The sequence below is a fragment of the Mesorhizobium sp. LNHC221B00 genome (genome assembly GCF_000502935.1).
Lineage (GTDB): Bacteria > Pseudomonadota > Alphaproteobacteria > Rhizobiales > Rhizobiaceae > Mesorhizobium > Mesorhizobium opportunistum.
Genome location: NZ_AYWR01000022.1, coordinates 51,893 through 67,125, shown reverse-complemented (window position 1 = coordinate 67,125; position 15,233 = coordinate 51,893). Strand labels below are relative to the sequence as shown.

Annotated in this window: 18 protein-coding genes and 2 pseudogenes; 5 read left to right on the top strand and 15 right to left on the bottom strand. The window is 62.3% G+C overall.

Annotated features, from left to right (window positions below):
• Positions 1-145: 145 nt before the first annotated feature.
• Genes X741_RS143195 through X741_RS1000000170525 form a run of 3 tightly spaced genes read right to left on the bottom strand, consistent with a single transcriptional unit; the run spans position 146 to position 2,147 of the window.
• Positions 146-349: a hypothetical protein gene (locus tag X741_RS143195; RefSeq protein ID WP_013896253.1), complete on the bottom strand. Its 204-nt coding sequence runs from the start codon at positions 347-349 to the stop codon at positions 146-148.
• Positions 342-1,268: a DMT family transporter gene (locus X741_RS143200; RefSeq protein ID WP_031250379.1), complete on the bottom strand. Its 927-nt coding sequence runs from the start codon at positions 1,266-1,268 to the stop codon at positions 342-344. The genes X741_RS143195 and X741_RS143200 overlap by 8 nt, the downstream gene beginning before the upstream one ends.
• Positions 1,269-1,313: 45 nt before the next feature.
• Complete coding sequence (locus X741_RS1000000170525; RefSeq protein WP_023779687.1) at positions 1,314-2,147, bottom strand: hypothetical protein; 834 nt, start codon at positions 2,145-2,147, stop codon at positions 1,314-1,316.
• Between the two features lie 110 nt (positions 2,148-2,257).
• Here X741_RS1000000170525 and X741_RS143210 point away from each other — a divergent pair, with 110 nt between their 5' ends.
• Positions 2,258-3,217 (top strand): LysR substrate-binding domain-containing protein, encoded by a 960-nt coding sequence (locus X741_RS143210; protein ID WP_023779686.1) that lies wholly within the window; start codon positions 2,258-2,260, stop codon positions 3,215-3,217.
• 233 nt (positions 3,218-3,450) lie between these two features.
• On the opposite strand, the gene X741_RS143215 is transcribed toward X741_RS143210, so the two are convergent.
• Complete coding sequence (locus X741_RS143215) at positions 3,451-3,963, bottom strand: DinB family protein (protein ID WP_023779685.1); 513 nt, start codon at positions 3,961-3,963, stop codon at positions 3,451-3,453.
• A 67-nt stretch (positions 3,964-4,030) separates the two neighbouring features.
• On the opposite strand from X741_RS143215, the gene X741_RS143220 reads away from it, so the two are divergent.
• Positions 4,031-4,723, top strand: coding sequence for a glutathione S-transferase family protein (locus X741_RS143220; RefSeq protein ID WP_023779684.1), 693 nt, complete (start codon positions 4,031-4,033; stop codon positions 4,721-4,723).
• 89 nt (positions 4,724-4,812) lie between these two features.
• On the opposite strand, the gene X741_RS0135675 is transcribed toward X741_RS143220, so the two are convergent.
• Positions 4,813-5,058: a DUF2934 domain-containing protein gene (locus X741_RS0135675; protein WP_245272773.1), complete on the bottom strand. Its 246-nt coding sequence runs from the start codon at positions 5,056-5,058 to the stop codon at positions 4,813-4,815.
• A gap of 390 nt (positions 5,059-5,448) precedes the next feature.
• On the opposite strand from X741_RS0135675, the gene ndk reads away from it, so the two are divergent.
• Positions 5,449-5,871, top strand: coding sequence for a nucleoside-diphosphate kinase (ndk, locus tag X741_RS143225; RefSeq protein ID WP_008875017.1), 423 nt, complete (start codon positions 5,449-5,451; stop codon positions 5,869-5,871).
• 197 nt (positions 5,872-6,068) lie between these two features.
• On the opposite strand, the gene X741_RS1000000171155 is transcribed toward ndk, so the two are convergent.
• From X741_RS1000000171155 to X741_RS143250, 7 genes and pseudogenes are all read right to left on the bottom strand, one after another.
• Positions 6,069-6,431 (bottom strand): META domain-containing protein, encoded by a 363-nt coding sequence (locus tag X741_RS1000000171155; protein WP_245272774.1) that lies wholly within the window; start codon positions 6,429-6,431, stop codon positions 6,069-6,071.
• Between the two features lie 99 nt (positions 6,432-6,530).
• Positions 6,531-6,832, bottom strand: a pseudogene (locus X741_RS1000000171150) (YbaY family lipoprotein); the annotation flags it as partial.
• A gap of 118 nt (positions 6,833-6,950) precedes the next feature.
• Positions 6,951-7,427, bottom strand: a complete 477-nt coding sequence (locus X741_RS143230) for a molybdenum cofactor biosynthesis protein MoaE (protein ID WP_023779679.1) — start codon at positions 7,425-7,427, stop codon at positions 6,951-6,953.
• Positions 7,428-7,430: 3 nt separating this feature from the next.
• Positions 7,431-7,682 carry a molybdopterin converting factor subunit 1 gene (moaD, locus tag X741_RS143235; protein WP_013896262.1) on the bottom strand — a complete coding sequence of 84 codons (252 nt, stop codon included), beginning with the start codon at positions 7,680-7,682 and terminating at the stop codon, positions 7,431-7,433.
• 1 nt (position 7,683) lies between these two features.
• On the bottom strand, positions 7,684-8,280 hold the full coding sequence (gene pgsA / locus X741_RS143240) for a CDP-diacylglycerol--glycerol-3-phosphate 3-phosphatidyltransferase (RefSeq protein WP_013896263.1): 597 nt from the start codon (positions 8,278-8,280) through the stop codon (positions 7,684-7,686).
• A 96-nt stretch (positions 8,281-8,376) separates the two neighbouring features.
• Positions 8,377-10,437 (bottom strand): excinuclease ABC subunit UvrC, encoded by a 2,061-nt coding sequence (gene uvrC / locus X741_RS143245; protein ID WP_031250377.1) that lies wholly within the window; start codon positions 10,435-10,437, stop codon positions 8,377-8,379.
• A complete protein-coding gene (locus tag X741_RS143250) occupies positions 10,434-11,195 on the bottom strand; it encodes an SDR family oxidoreductase (protein ID WP_023779677.1) in 762 nt (253 codons plus the stop codon). Before X741_RS143250 ends, uvrC begins: the two co-directional genes overlap by 4 nt.
• Positions 11,196-11,608: 413 nt before the next feature.
• Between X741_RS143250 and X741_RS143255 the strand changes: the two genes are divergently transcribed.
• A complete protein-coding gene (locus tag X741_RS143255) occupies positions 11,609-12,268 on the top strand; it encodes an outer membrane protein (protein ID WP_023768528.1) in 660 nt (219 codons plus the stop codon).
• 170 nt (positions 12,269-12,438) lie between these two features.
• Here X741_RS143255 and X741_RS143260 read toward each other — a convergent pair whose 3' ends face one another.
• Positions 12,439-13,035, bottom strand: a complete 597-nt coding sequence (locus X741_RS143260; RefSeq protein WP_031250376.1) for a glutathione S-transferase — start codon at positions 13,033-13,035, stop codon at positions 12,439-12,441.
• A gap of 419 nt (positions 13,036-13,454) precedes the next feature.
• Positions 13,455-13,823, bottom strand: a complete 369-nt coding sequence (locus tag X741_RS1000000168965) for a hypothetical protein (RefSeq protein WP_198024001.1) — start codon at positions 13,821-13,823, stop codon at positions 13,455-13,457.
• 678 nt (positions 13,824-14,501) lie between these two features.
• Between X741_RS1000000168965 and X741_RS143265 the strand changes: the two genes are divergently transcribed.
• The gene (locus X741_RS143265) at positions 14,502-14,840 is read left to right on the top strand and encodes a transcriptional regulator (protein WP_023779673.1); all 339 of its coding nucleotides are present in this window, start codon (positions 14,502-14,504) and stop codon (positions 14,838-14,840) included.
• A gap of 34 nt (positions 14,841-14,874) precedes the next feature.
• On the opposite strand, the pseudogene X741_RS1000000168960 reads toward X741_RS143265, so the two are convergent.
• A pseudogene (locus tag X741_RS1000000168960) lies at positions 14,875-15,021 on the bottom strand (LysE family translocator); the annotation flags it as partial.
• Positions 15,022-15,233 lie beyond the last annotated feature (212 nt).

Below are 15,233 nucleotides of genomic sequence, written 5' to 3'. Positions count from 1 at the left end.
TGCGACAAAACCATCTACCCCAGTGAAGACTTTTGTCTATGTATCCTTCTAACCGCGCCCCCAACGGACTACCAAGCCCCAAAACGAATCAAGACTTGCCACCAACTATCTTTATGGAAAATGGGCGCCGCGCAAATTAGAAAATCTAATACTTGGTAGCGACAGACTTGGCTGTCCGGCTGTCGGCCAATATCTCAAGAATACGCTTCCAACGGGCACAACGCCCAAAATCCTTCTGTTCAATCGCCTTTTCGGCCTTCATCGCCGCGTATAAGGGCGCCTCGGCGCCGAATTCCTTAAGCAGCCAATGCGCTTCCCGCCTGGCGAGGCGCTCATTTTCATCAAACATAGTTTTCCGCCTCCGAGCGTTCCAGGCCGACCGCGACACAACTGCCGATGACAAGGACGGCTCCGGCAACGGCCGTCATCGTCAGTCGTTCGCCGGACAGGGTCAGCAGCAGCGTCGAAGCAATCGGCGTGAGATAGGCGACGACAGCAACCTTGCCGCTGCCTTCGAGTTTCAGGGCGCGCGACCAGAAATAGTAGCCCAGCCCCATCGGGCCGGCGCCGAGATAGAGCCCGAGAGCAAGGTCCGTGCCGGTGGGCAAGGCAACGCCATCGCGCGCGCACCACGCAAGCGTCAGGGCGACGCCGATCAGCGACGACGGCAGCAAAAGGCGATCCGGCGAGGTGGCGACCCGTCCCACCATCACCGAATAGAATGCCATGCACAGCGCGGACCCGAATGCCGCGCAATAGCCGACGAGATCGCCCTGGAACCAGGTTCTGTCGCGCCCGCCTGAAATCACCAGCGCGACACCTATGAAGCCAAGGGTCGCAGCGAGGCCCAACAGGGCAGGACGACGCGGGTTTTCAAAGATGATCACCACCGCGGCAACCATCAAAGGCCAGGTGTAGGCCACAAGGTTGGCCTCGATCACCGGCATCGAAGCGAAGGCGATGTATTGCAGCACCATGGTGCCGACAAGACCGATGAAACCGACCGCGAGCGGAAGCAGCGCGGCCCTCGCCGCGACCGGCGGAGCGCTCTCCCGGCTCGTGAACCGGATCAGGGCAAAGACCAATGCGGCTCCCGCGAATTGCAGGAACTGCACCTGCGACACCGAATGGTTCGCCAGCAGGGATTTGCCGACAAGGGCATTGGTGGACCACAAAGCCACCGCGCCGACGGCAAAGACCAGCGCGGATATCGAACCTGATCCATGCGGAAAGAACCGGTATGGGGCTCTATCTCCGTGCTTGACCATGATCTCGTCCGAGAACCGGTTCCCACTTTTCGGGATCATGGTTCCTTACCATGATTCCCTGTTTCCGCCCGGTACCGGTGCTTCGGCGGGAGCCGGCGCCGGATGTTCCGCCTCGAACCGGCGATAGGCCGGCAGCTGGTTCGTCCAGACATCCTCGGCCAGTTCGTTGACCCATTCGCGGTCTTGGTCGTTGTCGGCGGCGAGATAGAACATGCGGTTGTCGTCGACATAGGGCTTGGCCACCGAGCGCTGGTTGAGCACCAGCGTCACGCGCTCGCCGAACTGGATCGGCGCCGTGCGATGCAGGACGCCCAGAAACTGCCCGAGCGTGGCGTAGTTCATCTTGTGATCGATGCGCATGATGCGGTTGCGCGGGATCTCGTGGCCGGATTCGAGGATGGCACGGCCGGTTTCCGAGTCGTCGCAATAGATTTCGAGATGGCCGCCAACCAACGGATTGCTGATCGACAGCGGGATGAGCTCGGTGACCGGGACGCCGTCGCAATGCCAGTCCACGGCGCCATCCCTGGGATTCATGAAAGTGACGGTCGAGCCGACGATCGACAGCGGATAGGGCTCAAGCTTGGTGCCCATCATGTCGGACAGACGCTCCAGCCGCAGCTTGTCGTGCAAAAGCTCCTTGATCTCCGGAATATAACGATCGGCGCCGGTGATGAAGGTCAGATCGAGGTGCTTGTGCACGGCATGGCTGGCCTTGAGTTTGAGCGCCGCCTCTTCGATCGCCGCAAGCAGTGCCGGGTCATAGCCGTGCAGATATTGCGCGACGCCGAAGCTCGACACTTTCCAGGCGGTTTCGTGGCCGATGATGGCTTCTCGACTCATCGCATAACGCAGTTCGGGTATCGTATGGGCGTTCATTCTACTTCTCCAGGATGGGGGCAACACTTGGTAAATAGTCGATTAATTCACCCACCCCTGTAAAATTAGGAATGCTGGTGCTAGTGTAAGCCCAGCTTAAGGTCGAAACCGTGCGTCTGCTCAGTCAGGTCAACCTAAATTCGCTCAAGATTGTGGAGAGTGCTGCGAGGCACGGGAACTTCACGCGCGCCGGCGAAGAACAGTTTATCACCGCCTCGGCGGTCAGCCAGCGCGTCAAAAGCCTGGAGGATCAACTCCGCTTCAAGATTTTCCAGCGCGGCGGCAATGCGGTGTCACTGACGCCCGAAGGCGAAACCTATGTCTCGCGCGTTCGCGAAGCGCTGGAGCGTATCGTCGCCGCCAGCATGGAAGCGACCGGGCAGTCACAGGAGCATGTGCTGAAGATATCGGTGCTGCCGACCTTTGCCGCACGCTGGCTGTTTCCGCGCCTGCCGCTGTTCCAGCATCAACATCCCGATATCGTGATGCGGGTTTCGACCTCCTACGCGACACATGAGTTCACGACGTCCGATTTCGATCTCGAAATCCGCTATGGCGACGGCCACTTTCACGGGTTGCAGTCCGATCTGCTGTTCCGGGAGGACCTGACGCCGGTCTGCAGCCGCAAGCTGTTCCATGAGGTTCTCGGCAACAGGCCGCGGTCGACGGTGACGCCGGATGACCTCAAGCACTTCACGCTTCTGCATTCCGACACCTGCACCCAGAACTGGCAATCCTGGCTTGGATTCGCGGGCGCCAGCTTCGTGCTCAGCGAGACCAAGGGCATCTATTTCGATTCCTGCATGATGTCCTACGAGGCGGCCAATGCCGGAATGGGTTTTGCCGTCGCCAACCGCGCCTATATGGCCAGCGATATCCGCGCCGCGAGGCTGATCGCTCCCTTTGCCGTGCATCATCCGAACACGGCCGGCTGGTATTTTGTTTCCCCCCACAAGAGCCTCGCCACACGCAAGGTGCTGCTGTTCAAACAATGGGTGATGGCGGAAGCAGCTCTGACGCAGAGTCAGTTGGACAGTGAAATCAATGACTTGGCTCTTGAGAGCGCCTGAAATTCGGATCAGCTTGTATTATTCCCGATGACCGCCGGCCAGAAAATTGAGAACCATCAGTTAGTGGACGCCCAATCCAGGCAACCCACCCTGGTCGGTGAAATTGTCGAGTTCAAGCCCCTTGAGCCGGAGCATTCCGAGTGGCCTGAAGTGAAGGCCATGCTGCGGCAAAAATGCGACGATAGCCGGCGCGGGCTGCTCGCCTTCGAATCCGGAACGAAACGATCTGGAAATCAGGCGAAGGCCCTGCCCTCCTCGGTGCGCTGGAAATGCGTCAGATCGAGCGATACGGAAGGGCGGCCCAGGACCGTCAGGATCATATGCGCCTGGCCGCGGTGATGGGTCTGGTGGTTGAAGACATGATCCAGCGCCGGCGCCAGGCGCTGCGAGACGGTGCGCATGTCCGATATGGTCATGTAGGTGAAGCGGCCCGACAGCGCTTTGTCGCTCAAGCCGCCAACCCAGTCGACGATCCGCCGGTCTTCCGCCTCGCGCGCCGCCCGAAGGCCGGGCAAGGCCCGGTGAAGGATGACGTCGAGCGCCGTCGGAGCGTCGCCTTCGCCGGTGAAGCGCTTCATCCAGATGCGATCGGCGGCGAGCAGGTGGTTGAGCGTGCCCATCAGCGAGCGGAAGAAGGCGCCGACATCGCGATTGAATTCTTCCTCGTCGAGATCGGCGGCGCAATCATAGATGCGGCCATTGGCCCATTGATTGTATGCCGCAAACATCATGAAGTGTTGTTTCATCTCTTCTCCCGCCGGGCCTGTTTCGGGTATCGGGAGCGATACCTAGACCGCGAGGGAGCCGACGCCAATGACCATTCTGCTTTATGATCTCGTCGGGCATGACGAGAAGCGTCCGTTCAGCCCGCACTGCTGGAAGGCGGCGATGGCTCTGGCCCACAAGGGGCTCGATATCTCGACCGCGCCGACGCGCTTTCTCGATGTGCCCGCCATCGAAGGCGGTGTCTCAAAGACCGTCCCGGTGATCCGCGACGGCGACAAGATCGTCGCCGATTCCTTTGCTATCGCGCTCTATCTCGATGAAGCCTACCCGGATCGGCCGACGCTGTTTGGCGGCGAAGGCGGCAAGGCGATGGCTCGCTTCATCGAGCGCTGGTCGCAACTGACCATCCACCCCTATGTCACCACTGCGGCGATTGTCGACCTCCATGGCATGCAGGACGAGGAGAACGCCGCGTATTTTCGCCAGAGCCGAGAACAACGCTTCGGCAAGCGGCTGGAGGACGTCGTGGCCGCACGTGACACGGGGCTCGCAGCCTTCCGGGTCGCCCTGGAGCCGCTGCGCTCGATGTTGAGCTACCAGCCGTTCATCGGCGGGGCCTCGCCGCTGTTTGCCGACTATATCGTCTTTGGCGCGCTGCAATGGGCGCGCGTGGCTTCGCCCTATCGATTGCTCGAAAGCAGCGACGTGGTGGCGCATTGGTTCGACCGCTGCCTCGACCTGCATGGCGGTCTGGGACGAAAGGTTGAAGCCGCGGCGTGACGCCCTGTTGCCGGCGATGAACCATCACCCGCCCGCGAAAAACCGCCGGCGATAACGCCGCAGGCGATGAACAGCGGCCTACTTGGCCGTCAGCTTTTTGGCTTGCTGGGCTTCTTGGCCGCCTTCGCCTCCTTGGGCGCGGCTTTTGCCTTGTCGGCGCCAGCAGTCTTCTTGGCCGGCTTCTTGGTGACCGATGACGTCCCCGTGGCATGCTCGGCATCCACGTCGGCTGCCGCCTGGTGCCAATGGCGTTCGTGCTGACCGGCCGGTTGCCCTTCCTGCTGCCAGATCTGATGAGCCCGGTTGCGAATGCGTTCCTGACGATCGTCTGCCATGGTCATATTGTCTCCATGCGGGCCGACTTCAGCGCGGCGCCGACACGCGACTATAGCAAGCAAAGCGTTGCTGTGCAGCCATCCGATGTCACCCTGACCCGCACGTTTGCGGTACCGGCCTGACACGGAAACGCCACTGGACCTTTCAATCCGCTCGAAGCCGGACCGGGCTTTCACCGTTCGTCACACGGAAAGCCAAGCAATTGGCTTTCCGTCCGCTTCGAGGACCGGGCCAGCCTTCGCTGGCGATAAAACCGGACAACTCGCGTGCTACCTAATCCGGACAACTCATGTGCTTACGACAGACCCGTTCCTCACCCCTTGGCAATGGGCCGGGCGGCTTGTATAGAGCCCGCCACTCTCAATTCCATTCTCAGACAAGGACGACCCATGGCGCTCGAACGCACCTTTTCCATGATCAAGCCGGACGCAACCCGGCGCAACCTCACCGGCGCCATTACCAAGATGCTCGAAGATGCCGGCCTTCGCGTCATTGCCTCGCGCCGTGTGTGGATGAGCCGCCGCGAGGCGGAAGGCTTCTATGCCGTCCACAAGGACCGCCCGTTCTTCGGCGAACTGGTCGAGTTCATGTCGTCGGCACCGACGATCGTCCAGGTGCTGGAAGGCGAGAACGCCATCGCCAAGAACCGCGAAGTGATGGGCGCCACCAACCCGGCCAATGCCGCCGAAGGCACCATCCGCAAGGTGCATGCGCTGTCGATCGGCGAAAATTCGGTGCACGGCTCCGATGCGCCCGAAACCGCCGCGCAGGAAATCAAGTACTGGTTCTCCGACACCGAGATCGTCGGCTGAGCCGACACCGCCACATCCAATGCGAAGAGGCCGGCGTTTCGCCGGCCTTTTTCGTTGGATCCTCGATCCGGTTTCGTGCCCAACGACGTGACCTGGCGGAACTGCTCTGGAAATGCTGTTTCCAGCCGACGACGAGACCATCGAGATCGTCAAGGTCATGGTGGCGGAAACGGCTGTGACGTGACTGCCCCCGGCAATCAGCTCGCGGCGCTGAAGCGCAGGATTTCGCGGCCGACCTTGTCTGATATGGTGAGTTTGCCGGCTTCGACATTGTATGACGCCGCCCTGGCCAGGGCGTCGAACAGTGCCTTTTCCTCTGCCATCACCTCCGGCGCACAGGCCTTGTAGGTCGAGCCGATGCCGCTGATCGTGATCGCCTCGCCCTCTATCTTGGCGGTGGCGAAATAGCTGTTGCAGGGGCCGCTGCCGCCTGCCTTGCCGGCCTCGCTGACCTGGAAGGTCGCTTGCGGCGCGGCGACGGCGCCGATGCCATCGACATAATCGACGACCCACAGTTGGCCAAAGACGGAAGCTTTCGGCTCGGCGCGCTGCGTGACCATCTTGAGCAGGATGGTTTGCGGCGCGTCGGTCAGCGGATCGAGCTGATGGCGCACATCGGAGATGAACATCAGCCTGTCGTCGACGGTAATCCGGGCCTGCAGCGCGCAGGTCATCCGCGGCTGGATGACGGAGGGGTCAATTTGATCTCGAAACTGATCGGCACCTGGCCGGCCGGCTTGATCCTCTGCTCGCCGATGATCCTGGCGGGCGCGTCGGCCAACGAGACATCGGCAAGCTGGACGGAGAGCACGGCATTGGGCGGCAAGGCGATGCGCTCGCGATAGATCACCTCGCCCCTCACCGCCTTCTCGGCGGCCACGGACAGCTCCGGCACCGCCAGGATGCCGACCACCAGAGGCACGAAACCGAAGACGAGGAATTCCGCGAGCCTGTCCAGCATGACCATCTCCCTTGCCCATGACTTCCGCCAATTGGCCAAAGGAATGCGGTCAATGCATGACTGCTGCGGGGCATGACTGCTGCGGGCATGACTGCTGCGGGCATGACTGCTGCGGGATTTATTCCGGCGACTTCCAGCGTCCCGCCGCCCGGGCGTCGGTTTCCTTGGCCTCGACCCAGCCGCCCTCGGAACCATCGGCGCGGTGCTCCTTCTTCCAGAAGGGTGCGCGCGACTTGAGATAGTCCATGAGGAAATCGGCCGCCTCGAACGCGGCCTGGCGATGCGCCGACGCGGCCACCACCAGCACGATGTTCTCTCCCGGCGCGATCTTGCCATGGCGGTGGATGACGGTGAGGCCTTGCAGCGGCCAACGTTCGACAGCCTCGGCCGCGATACGGCCGATTTCGGCCTCCGCCATGCCGGGATAGTGCTCGAGCTCAAGCGCTGAGAGCGCACCTTGCTCGTCGCGGCAGAGGCCGGAAAAGGTGACCACGGCGCCAATGTCGGCGCGGCCTTGTGTCAATGCGGCGATCTCGGCGGCAACGTCGAAATCCTGGCGCTGAATGCGCACCGTCGGCAACACGGCGGCAGACATGTGTCAGCCCCCGGTCATCGGCGGGAACAGCGCGATCTCACGCGCGCCGGATATTTTCTCGCGGTGATCCACATGCTCCTGGTTGATGGCAACGCGGATCACGTCGGGAAACTGCAGCGCCTGCTCGTAGCCCTCGCCGCGCGACTGCAGCCAGCGCAACAGGTCGGCGACAGTGTCGATGCCGTCGGGCAATTCGACGTCTTCCTCCGATGTGCCGATCCGCTCGCGGACCCAGGCGAAATAGATGAGCCGCATCTCACTCGTCCATGATGTGTTTGAGGCCGGCACGGAAATAGTCATAGCCGGTGTAAAGCGTCACGAGTGCGGCGATCCACAACAGCACGAGGCCGGTCTGCGTGGTCAGCGGGAAGATCTTGTCGCCGGCCGGCCCCGCCAGCAGGAAGGCGATGGCGACCATCTGGATGGTGGTCTTCCACTTGGCAAGCTGCGTCACCGGCACCGAGACCTTGAGTGCCGCCAGATATTCGCGCAGGCCCGAAACCAGGATCTCGCGACACAGGATGATGATCGCCGCCCACAGCGACCAGCCGGCGATACCCGCATGGCGGTCGGTGTCGGCCGCCAAGAGCAGGAGACAGGTGGCGACCAGCAGTTTGTCGGCGATCGGATCTAGCATCTTGCCGATGTTGGAGGTCTGCTGCCAGGCGCGTGCGAAATAGCCGTCGAAGTAATCGGTGATGGAGGCCAGCAGGAATATGACCAGCGCCGACCAGCGGGCGAAGTCGCTCGACTTCAGATGCCCCTCGAGAAAAAAGCACAGCACGACCAGCGGCACCGCGATGATGCGGGCGTAGGTGAGCATGTTGGGCAGGTTGAACGCGCGCTGGGCCATGTCTGGGAGACTCTTTCTGCCTGCGTACTCAAATCAGAAGCGAATGTAGGGGGTCAACAGGCCAGATTCGACTGGCCAGATGAAAGTGCCGAATTTTCAACTTTCATGGAAGTGATGGTAGACCAGTTTCGCCACCTGTTCGGAAATACCGTCGACCTTCCTCAGATCCTCGATGGCGGCACGGCTGACCGCCTTGGCGGTGCCGAAATGCAACAGCAGAGCGCGCTTGCGGCCCGGGCCGATGCCGCTGATCTCGTCGAGCGGGCTCTTGACCATTTCCTTCTTGCGGCGGGCCCGGTGCGAACCGATGGCGAAGCGGTGGACCTCGTCGCGCAGGCGCTGGACGAAATAGAGCACGGGGTCGCGCACGGGCAGCGAAAACGAGTCCCTGCCCTTGACGAAGAAGCGCTCGCGCCCGGCATCGCGGTCCTGCCCCTTGGCGATGCCGATGGCCACGACGCGGTCCTCGATGCCGAGATCCGAGAGGATCTTGCGCACCGCTGTCATCTGGCCCTGACCGCCATCGATCAGGATGACGTCGGGCCATGCCGGGAAGCTGCCGGAGATATCGTCTTCGATATCGTCACCTGCTGTCGCAACGTCATCCGGTTTGACATCGCCATGTTCCTTGAGCAGCCGCGAAAAGCGCCGCTCCATCACTTCGCGCATCATGCCGAAATCGTCACCCGGCGTGATCTCGGTCGAGCGGATGTTGAATTTCCGGTACTGGTTTTTCACAAAGCCTTCCGGCCCTGCTACAACCATGGCGCCGACCGCATTCGTGCCCATGATATGCGAGTTGTCGTAGACCTCGATGCGCACGGGTGGTTTGGCCAGGCCGAATGTCTCGGCGAAACCGGCAAGCAACCGGCCTTGCGTCGAGGTTTCGGCCAGCCGGCGGCCAAGCGCCTCGCGCGCATTCTGCAAGGCATTGTCGGTCAGATCCTTCTTCTCGCCGCGCTGCGGCACCGAAATCGCCACCTTGCGGCCGGCCCGGGTCGACAGCGCCTCCGCCAACAGTTGCTGGTCCTCGACAGTCTGCGACAGAAGAATGGCGCGCGGCGTCGGCTTGTCGTCATAGAACTGCGCCAGGAAGGAGCCCAGCACTTCCGATCCTTCCAGCGCCGGATCGGCCTTCGGGAAATAGGCGCGGTTGCCCCAGTTCTGGCCGGTGCGGAAGAAGAACACCTGGATGCAGACCTGGCCGCCCTCCTGGTGGATGGCGAAGACGTCGGCCTCGTCGACCGTCGCCGGGTTGATGCCCTGATGGCTCTGCACGTGCGACAGCGCGGCCAGCCGGTCGCGATAGATGGCGGCGCGCTCGAAATCGAGATCTTCCGAAGCCTGCTGCATGGCGGCCGAAATCTCGGTCTTCACCTTCTGGCTGCGGCCGGAGAGAAAATCCTTCGCCTCCTCGACCAGTTCGGCATAGCCCTCATGCGAGATTTCTCCCGTACACGGACCGGCGCAGCGCTTGATCTGGTAGAGCAGGCAGGGCCGCGTCCGGTTCTCGTAGAAGGAGTTGGTGCAGCTGCGCAGCAGGAAGGCGCGCTGCAGCGAATTGATGGTGCGGCCGACAGCGCCCGCCGAGGCAAAGGGCCCGAAATAGTCGCCCTTGCGCGAGCGCGCGCCGCGATGCTTGTAGATGCCCGGCGAGACATGGTCGCCGGTCAAAAGGATATAGGGAAACGACTTGTCGTCCCGCATCAGAACGTTGAATCGCGGCCGCAAGCGCTTGATAAGATTGGCTTCAAGCAGCAGCGCCTCGATCTCGGTGCGGGTGACGACGAACTCCATCGTCGACGTTTCGCGCACCATGCGGCCGATGCGGTTGGTGTGGAACCTGCCTTGCGCGTAGTTGGTGACGCGCTTCTTCAGGCTGCGCGCCTTGCCGACATAGAGCACGTCGCCGGCGGCGTTCATCATGCGATAAACGCCTGGCGCGTTGGGCAGCCGCTTGACCAGCGTCTGGATCACCTCGGCGCCGACCATGCCTTCGGCGTCGCCGGCATGCGGCGTCCAGTCTATCGCCGTGAAGGCGACGTCCGGGCCGGCGGGTTCGACGATCTCCTCGAGCGCTTCGTCCTCGATGTCGATTTCGGGAGGAAGATCTTCAGCGCCGCCGCGCGCCTTGTTCTTGTTATCCAAAGGACTCATTCCGTCATGCCTGTCACATCGGGCGTCTGCCACGCAAGGTGCTGGCCGCCATCAAGCGCGATCATCTGGCCGGTGACCGAGCGCGCCTCCCAGAGATAGCGGATAGTGGCGCCAAATTCCGGCAATTCCGGGCCGCGCTTCAGGATCAGGCCGGCGACCTGCGCATCGAAATCGGAATCGTCCTGGCGCAGGTTCTTCAGCGTTGGGCCCGGACCGATCGCGTTGACACGGATGCGGGGGCCGAGCGCCTGTGCCAGCATCTGGGTCTGGGTCCATAGTGCCGACTTCGACAGCGCATAGGAAAAATAACGCGGGGTCGGCCGCCAGACACGCTGATCGATGATGTTGACGATCAGCCCCTCCCGTCCTTCCGGCAAGGCGCGGGCGAAATTCCGCGCCAGCAGCGCGGGGGTTTTCACGTGAATGGCAAAGTGGCGGTCCCAGGCCTGCCAGTCGAAATCCTCAACCGAATCGTCGACGAAGAGCGACGCGTTGTTGACCAGCAGCGAGATGGGGCCAAGCGCTGCTTCCGCCTGGCCGACGAGGTCGCTGACGGCGTCCATGTCGGTCAAGTCCGCCGCGACCACGGCGGCGCGGCCGCCAGACCGGTTAATCGCCGCGGCCAACGCGTCCGCCTCGTCGTGCGAGCGGTTGGAGTGGATGGCGACTGCAAAACCATGGCCGGCGAGATCCTCGACGATCGCCTTGCCGATCCGTTTCGCCCCGCCGGTCACCAGCGCCGCGGTGGCTTTGCTCATCTTCTGTCAATCCTCAATTTCGGCACGAAAAACGGTGCCCGGCAAAATATGGCCTGCCATCCGTTAAACAGCGTTTGCACCTGGGGCAGCATTGTGGCGAAACCGCCCGGCGGGTATTCCGACTCGCCGTGTCCCGAGGCCGGCAGCACTCCAATATAGGGCGCTGGACTCCTTGCACCAAGCGGTGTGCAGCGCAACATGACCGGGCTGCTGACATTTCGCTGTTGCGAAGATGCAACGTCAAGGTTCTGCCTCATTCGTGCCGGGGAATGACCCAAGTTCAGGTTCGGTTCAGCCGCATTTTGACACGACATTTGGAACCGACGAACGCCAGATCCGTTTCACCCCCCGGACGGGTTGATGGCGATCGTGAGAAACAAGCCTGTGTCCTGTGGCTTAAGGAGTAAAGAACAATGCAAGCCAATCTCAAATTCGCACGGCCGCTGGCCGTCGCGCTCGGGCTCTTCGCCCTCGGCGGAACTGCCTATGCCGCAGACGTCGTCCAGGAAGAGCCGCCGGCACCCGCCCCAGTTGCCGAACTGCCCGTCGCCTCCTGGGCCGGCCCCTATGCCGGTATCAATCTTGGTTATGGCTTCAGCGGCCGTACCAAGGAAAAGGATTTCGGCGTTTCGACCGACACCAAGGGCTTCGTCGGCAGCGTCTTCGGCGGCTATCAGTGGCAGCAGGAGAACTTCGTGTACGGCGGTGAAGCCGAACTCGGCTATAACGGCGTCAAGGGTGACGACAACGGCATCCACTCCAAGGGCGGCTTCGAAGGCTCGCTGCGTGCCCGTCTCGGCTACGCTGTGACCCCGGAAATCCTGCTCTATGGCACCGGCGGTCTCGCCGGCAGAAGCCTGAAGGTTGAGGACAGCGTCCTCGCCACCAGCGATACCGCCACCATGCTCGGCTGGACCGCCGGCGTCGGTACCGACATCAAGCTGACCGACAACGTGTTCGGCCGCGTCGAGTACCGCTACACCGACTTCGGCAGCAAGAGCTTCGACGGCGGTATTGGCAAGGTCAAGGCCACCGACAACCGCGTGACCTTCGGCCTCGGTATGAAGTTCTAAGTCGTTCAAGCCACGACACGAAAAAGCCGGGCCTCGTGCCCGGCTTTTTTATTGTCCACGCTGCGCCGCGCCAGCACCCCTCTGCCCTGCCGGGATCTTCCCCGCAAGGGGGGAGATTGGTTCGTCGCCTCGGCTTCGCTAATCTCCATTGTCGACGACAAGCCCGCCCGTCAGCCCGGAACCGCAGGTTTCAGTTCCGGGAATTTTTCGTCGAAGCGCGCGGCCCAGCGGGTGAGCCGGCCACGGCCCTTTTCCCACTTCCCGGCAAAGCGCAAGGAGAGATAGCCAAGGCAGGCCCGCAAGGCCATCTGCCCGGCGGTGATCTTCTTCGGCAGTTTGGGCGGGTTGGCATTGAGCTGATCGAGAGCAGCCGTGATCTTCGCCCACTGGCGATCGAGCCAGGGCTGATAGACCATCTCCTCAGGCCGGGTGCGGCGCTCATAGACCATCGACAGCGCGCAGTCGCAAATGCCGTCGGCCAGCGCCTCCAGCACCTCGGCCTCCAACCGCTTGTCGGGATTGCGCGGGAACAGCGCGTTCTTCGAAATCCTGTTGAGATGCTGGGTGATGGCGCGGCTGTCGTGGATGGAACGGCCGTCGTCGAGCACCAGCACCGGAATCTTGCCAAGCGGATTGGCGCCGATTAGGTCGGCCGGCCGGTCCTCGGTCTTGACCGGAACCTGCTCGATCGCGATCCCGGCATAGGCCGCGGCCATCCTTACCTTGGAGCTGTAAGGAGAGGTGGATGCGTAGAGCAGTTTCGGCATGATCGGTTTCCTGTTTGCAGACATCCACTGTCGGGTGACAGGTTCTTGCGATCAACCGCCAGAACGCGAAAAGATAGCAGCCAGTAACCGATTGCGGTTCCTGCCCCAAGCATCTCGACAAGCTACGGATTGGCACGTTGGAAAACGCGGGCGGACGTCGACGGCAGGCTGATGGGTCTCATACCTGCGTTCGCGTTTCATAGGTCCCGCGCATTGCATCGGGACCCTCTCCGCCAAGCGCGGCAAGGAGACAATCAGGCAGGCGAGCGAGGCAGCCAACCGGCGCCTCGCTTTGCTTGCCCTCTGCCCTTCCCCGACGTTCAGCCACCGGGGCCGAAGCCGTTGCCGAGATAGTTCATCCAGAGCGTCAGAGCGTCCTTGCCGAGTCCCGAAGGACGCGCGACGCCCCAACGGCCGGTCTACTTCTTGGCCGGAGCCTTCGCCTTCGCAGGCGCTGCCTTCGCCTTCGGCGCGGCTTTCTTCACCGCGGGCTTGGTCGAGGCTGCCGCGGCTTTCATAGCAGGCTTTGCCGCGGCCTTGGCCACAGGCTTCTTCGCCGGTGCCGGCTTCTTGGCCGCGGGTTTTGCCGCCGCCTTGGCCGCGGGTTTTGCCGCCGCCTTGGCCACGGGCTTCTTCGCCGGTGCTGCCTTGGCTGCCGGCTTTGCCGCTGCCTTGGCCGGCGCTGCCTTCTTCACTGCCGGTTTCGCCGCAGCCTTGGCCACGGGCTTCTTCGCCGGTGCCTTCGCTGCGGGCTTTGCCGCCGCCTTCGCAGGCGCTGCTTTTTTCACTGCCGTTGCGGCCTTCGCCGCGACTGCTTTTGCGGGTGCTTTCTTTGCCGGTGCCTTGGATGCCGGCGCTTTAGATGACTGCTTAGCCATGTCATGCCCCTTCACGTTATGCCGATGGCCGTGAATGACCCCGGCGCGCAATGCATATCTGACTCGCGGCTCGCTAGCCAGCGAAGCAATGGTATGATTTCGTCAGCTTAAATTTTGGTTGAGATCGACACACGATCTCACTCGTCATCGCAAAAATTCGCCGCTGATCTTCAGACATCGCCAGCAATTTGATATCGGCATTCTTCGCATGCAGCGAGACCAGTCGTGGTGTGAAGCTTCGAAGATCAACAACCAGCCTCGCGCATCGATCGTCAGCCGCAAACATCACGAGCCAATGCTTCGTCGATACAAACATCTTTGGTGGCTGCACGATCTACGCGGACCGTAAGAGCAATGCGATGACGATCTGTCCATCACCTTGTCAAGCTTGATTCCATCGCCCCACCTTTCGACTGATTGACAGATAACTCTGCATGACAGAGTATTCTGCGAAGAACAGAAGGCTGTTTCGATGCCGATCGCAGAAGAGGAAACGACGCCGTCGCTGCGGGGAAACGCGGGGGTGACGCTCCATGGCGACGGCATCGCCGTCGATGACCTGCGGCCTTGTCATGCCGGAGCCAATTCATGAACGCCGACGAGGTCATCCATCAAAGCACGCGGCTCAGGATCATGGCCATCCTGCACACGCTGGACAGGCGCGAAGCGCTTGAATTCACCCGATTAAAGGACATGGTCGAAGCCACGCACGGCAATCTCGGCGCGCACATCGAGACGCTTGCAAGGGCCGGCTACGTCGATGTCGAAAAGCTTTTCGTCGAACGGCGGCCGCAAACGCGGGTCTGGGCAACGACGATGGGGCGGCGCGCCTTTCGCAGTCATGCCGCCTGGCTTCGGGCCGTCCTCGATGAAGCGGAGCCGGCGGCGGATCGTCCTCAGCGCAGAACGCGGCGGCGCTCGTCGTAGATCATTGGCGATCGGTCGCGGCCGGCATACGCTTTCAGCGTGTGGCGACCGCGGCGATGCCGGCGCCAATCATCACGCCGCCAGCAGCGCGGTTGACGCGACGCACGATGCCTGGCGTGCGCAACAGTTTGCGGGCGCGACCGGCAAGCATGACGCGTCCGCCAATCACCACGGCCTCGACGGTATGCCAACCGAGTCACGGCGGGAGGCACCGCGCCGGCCGCCAGGGTGAACTGGCGCGCTAGGGGGACCGAGCATCGCGACGGCGAGTATGGCATGCAATCCATTGTCGATCGTGGCGCTGCTGCCGCCCGGTTCGACCGGCACGTCCATTGTCGTCATGGGTGGTAGCCGGGGCAGACGGCGCCGAGCGCAACGATGGCGAGATGGATC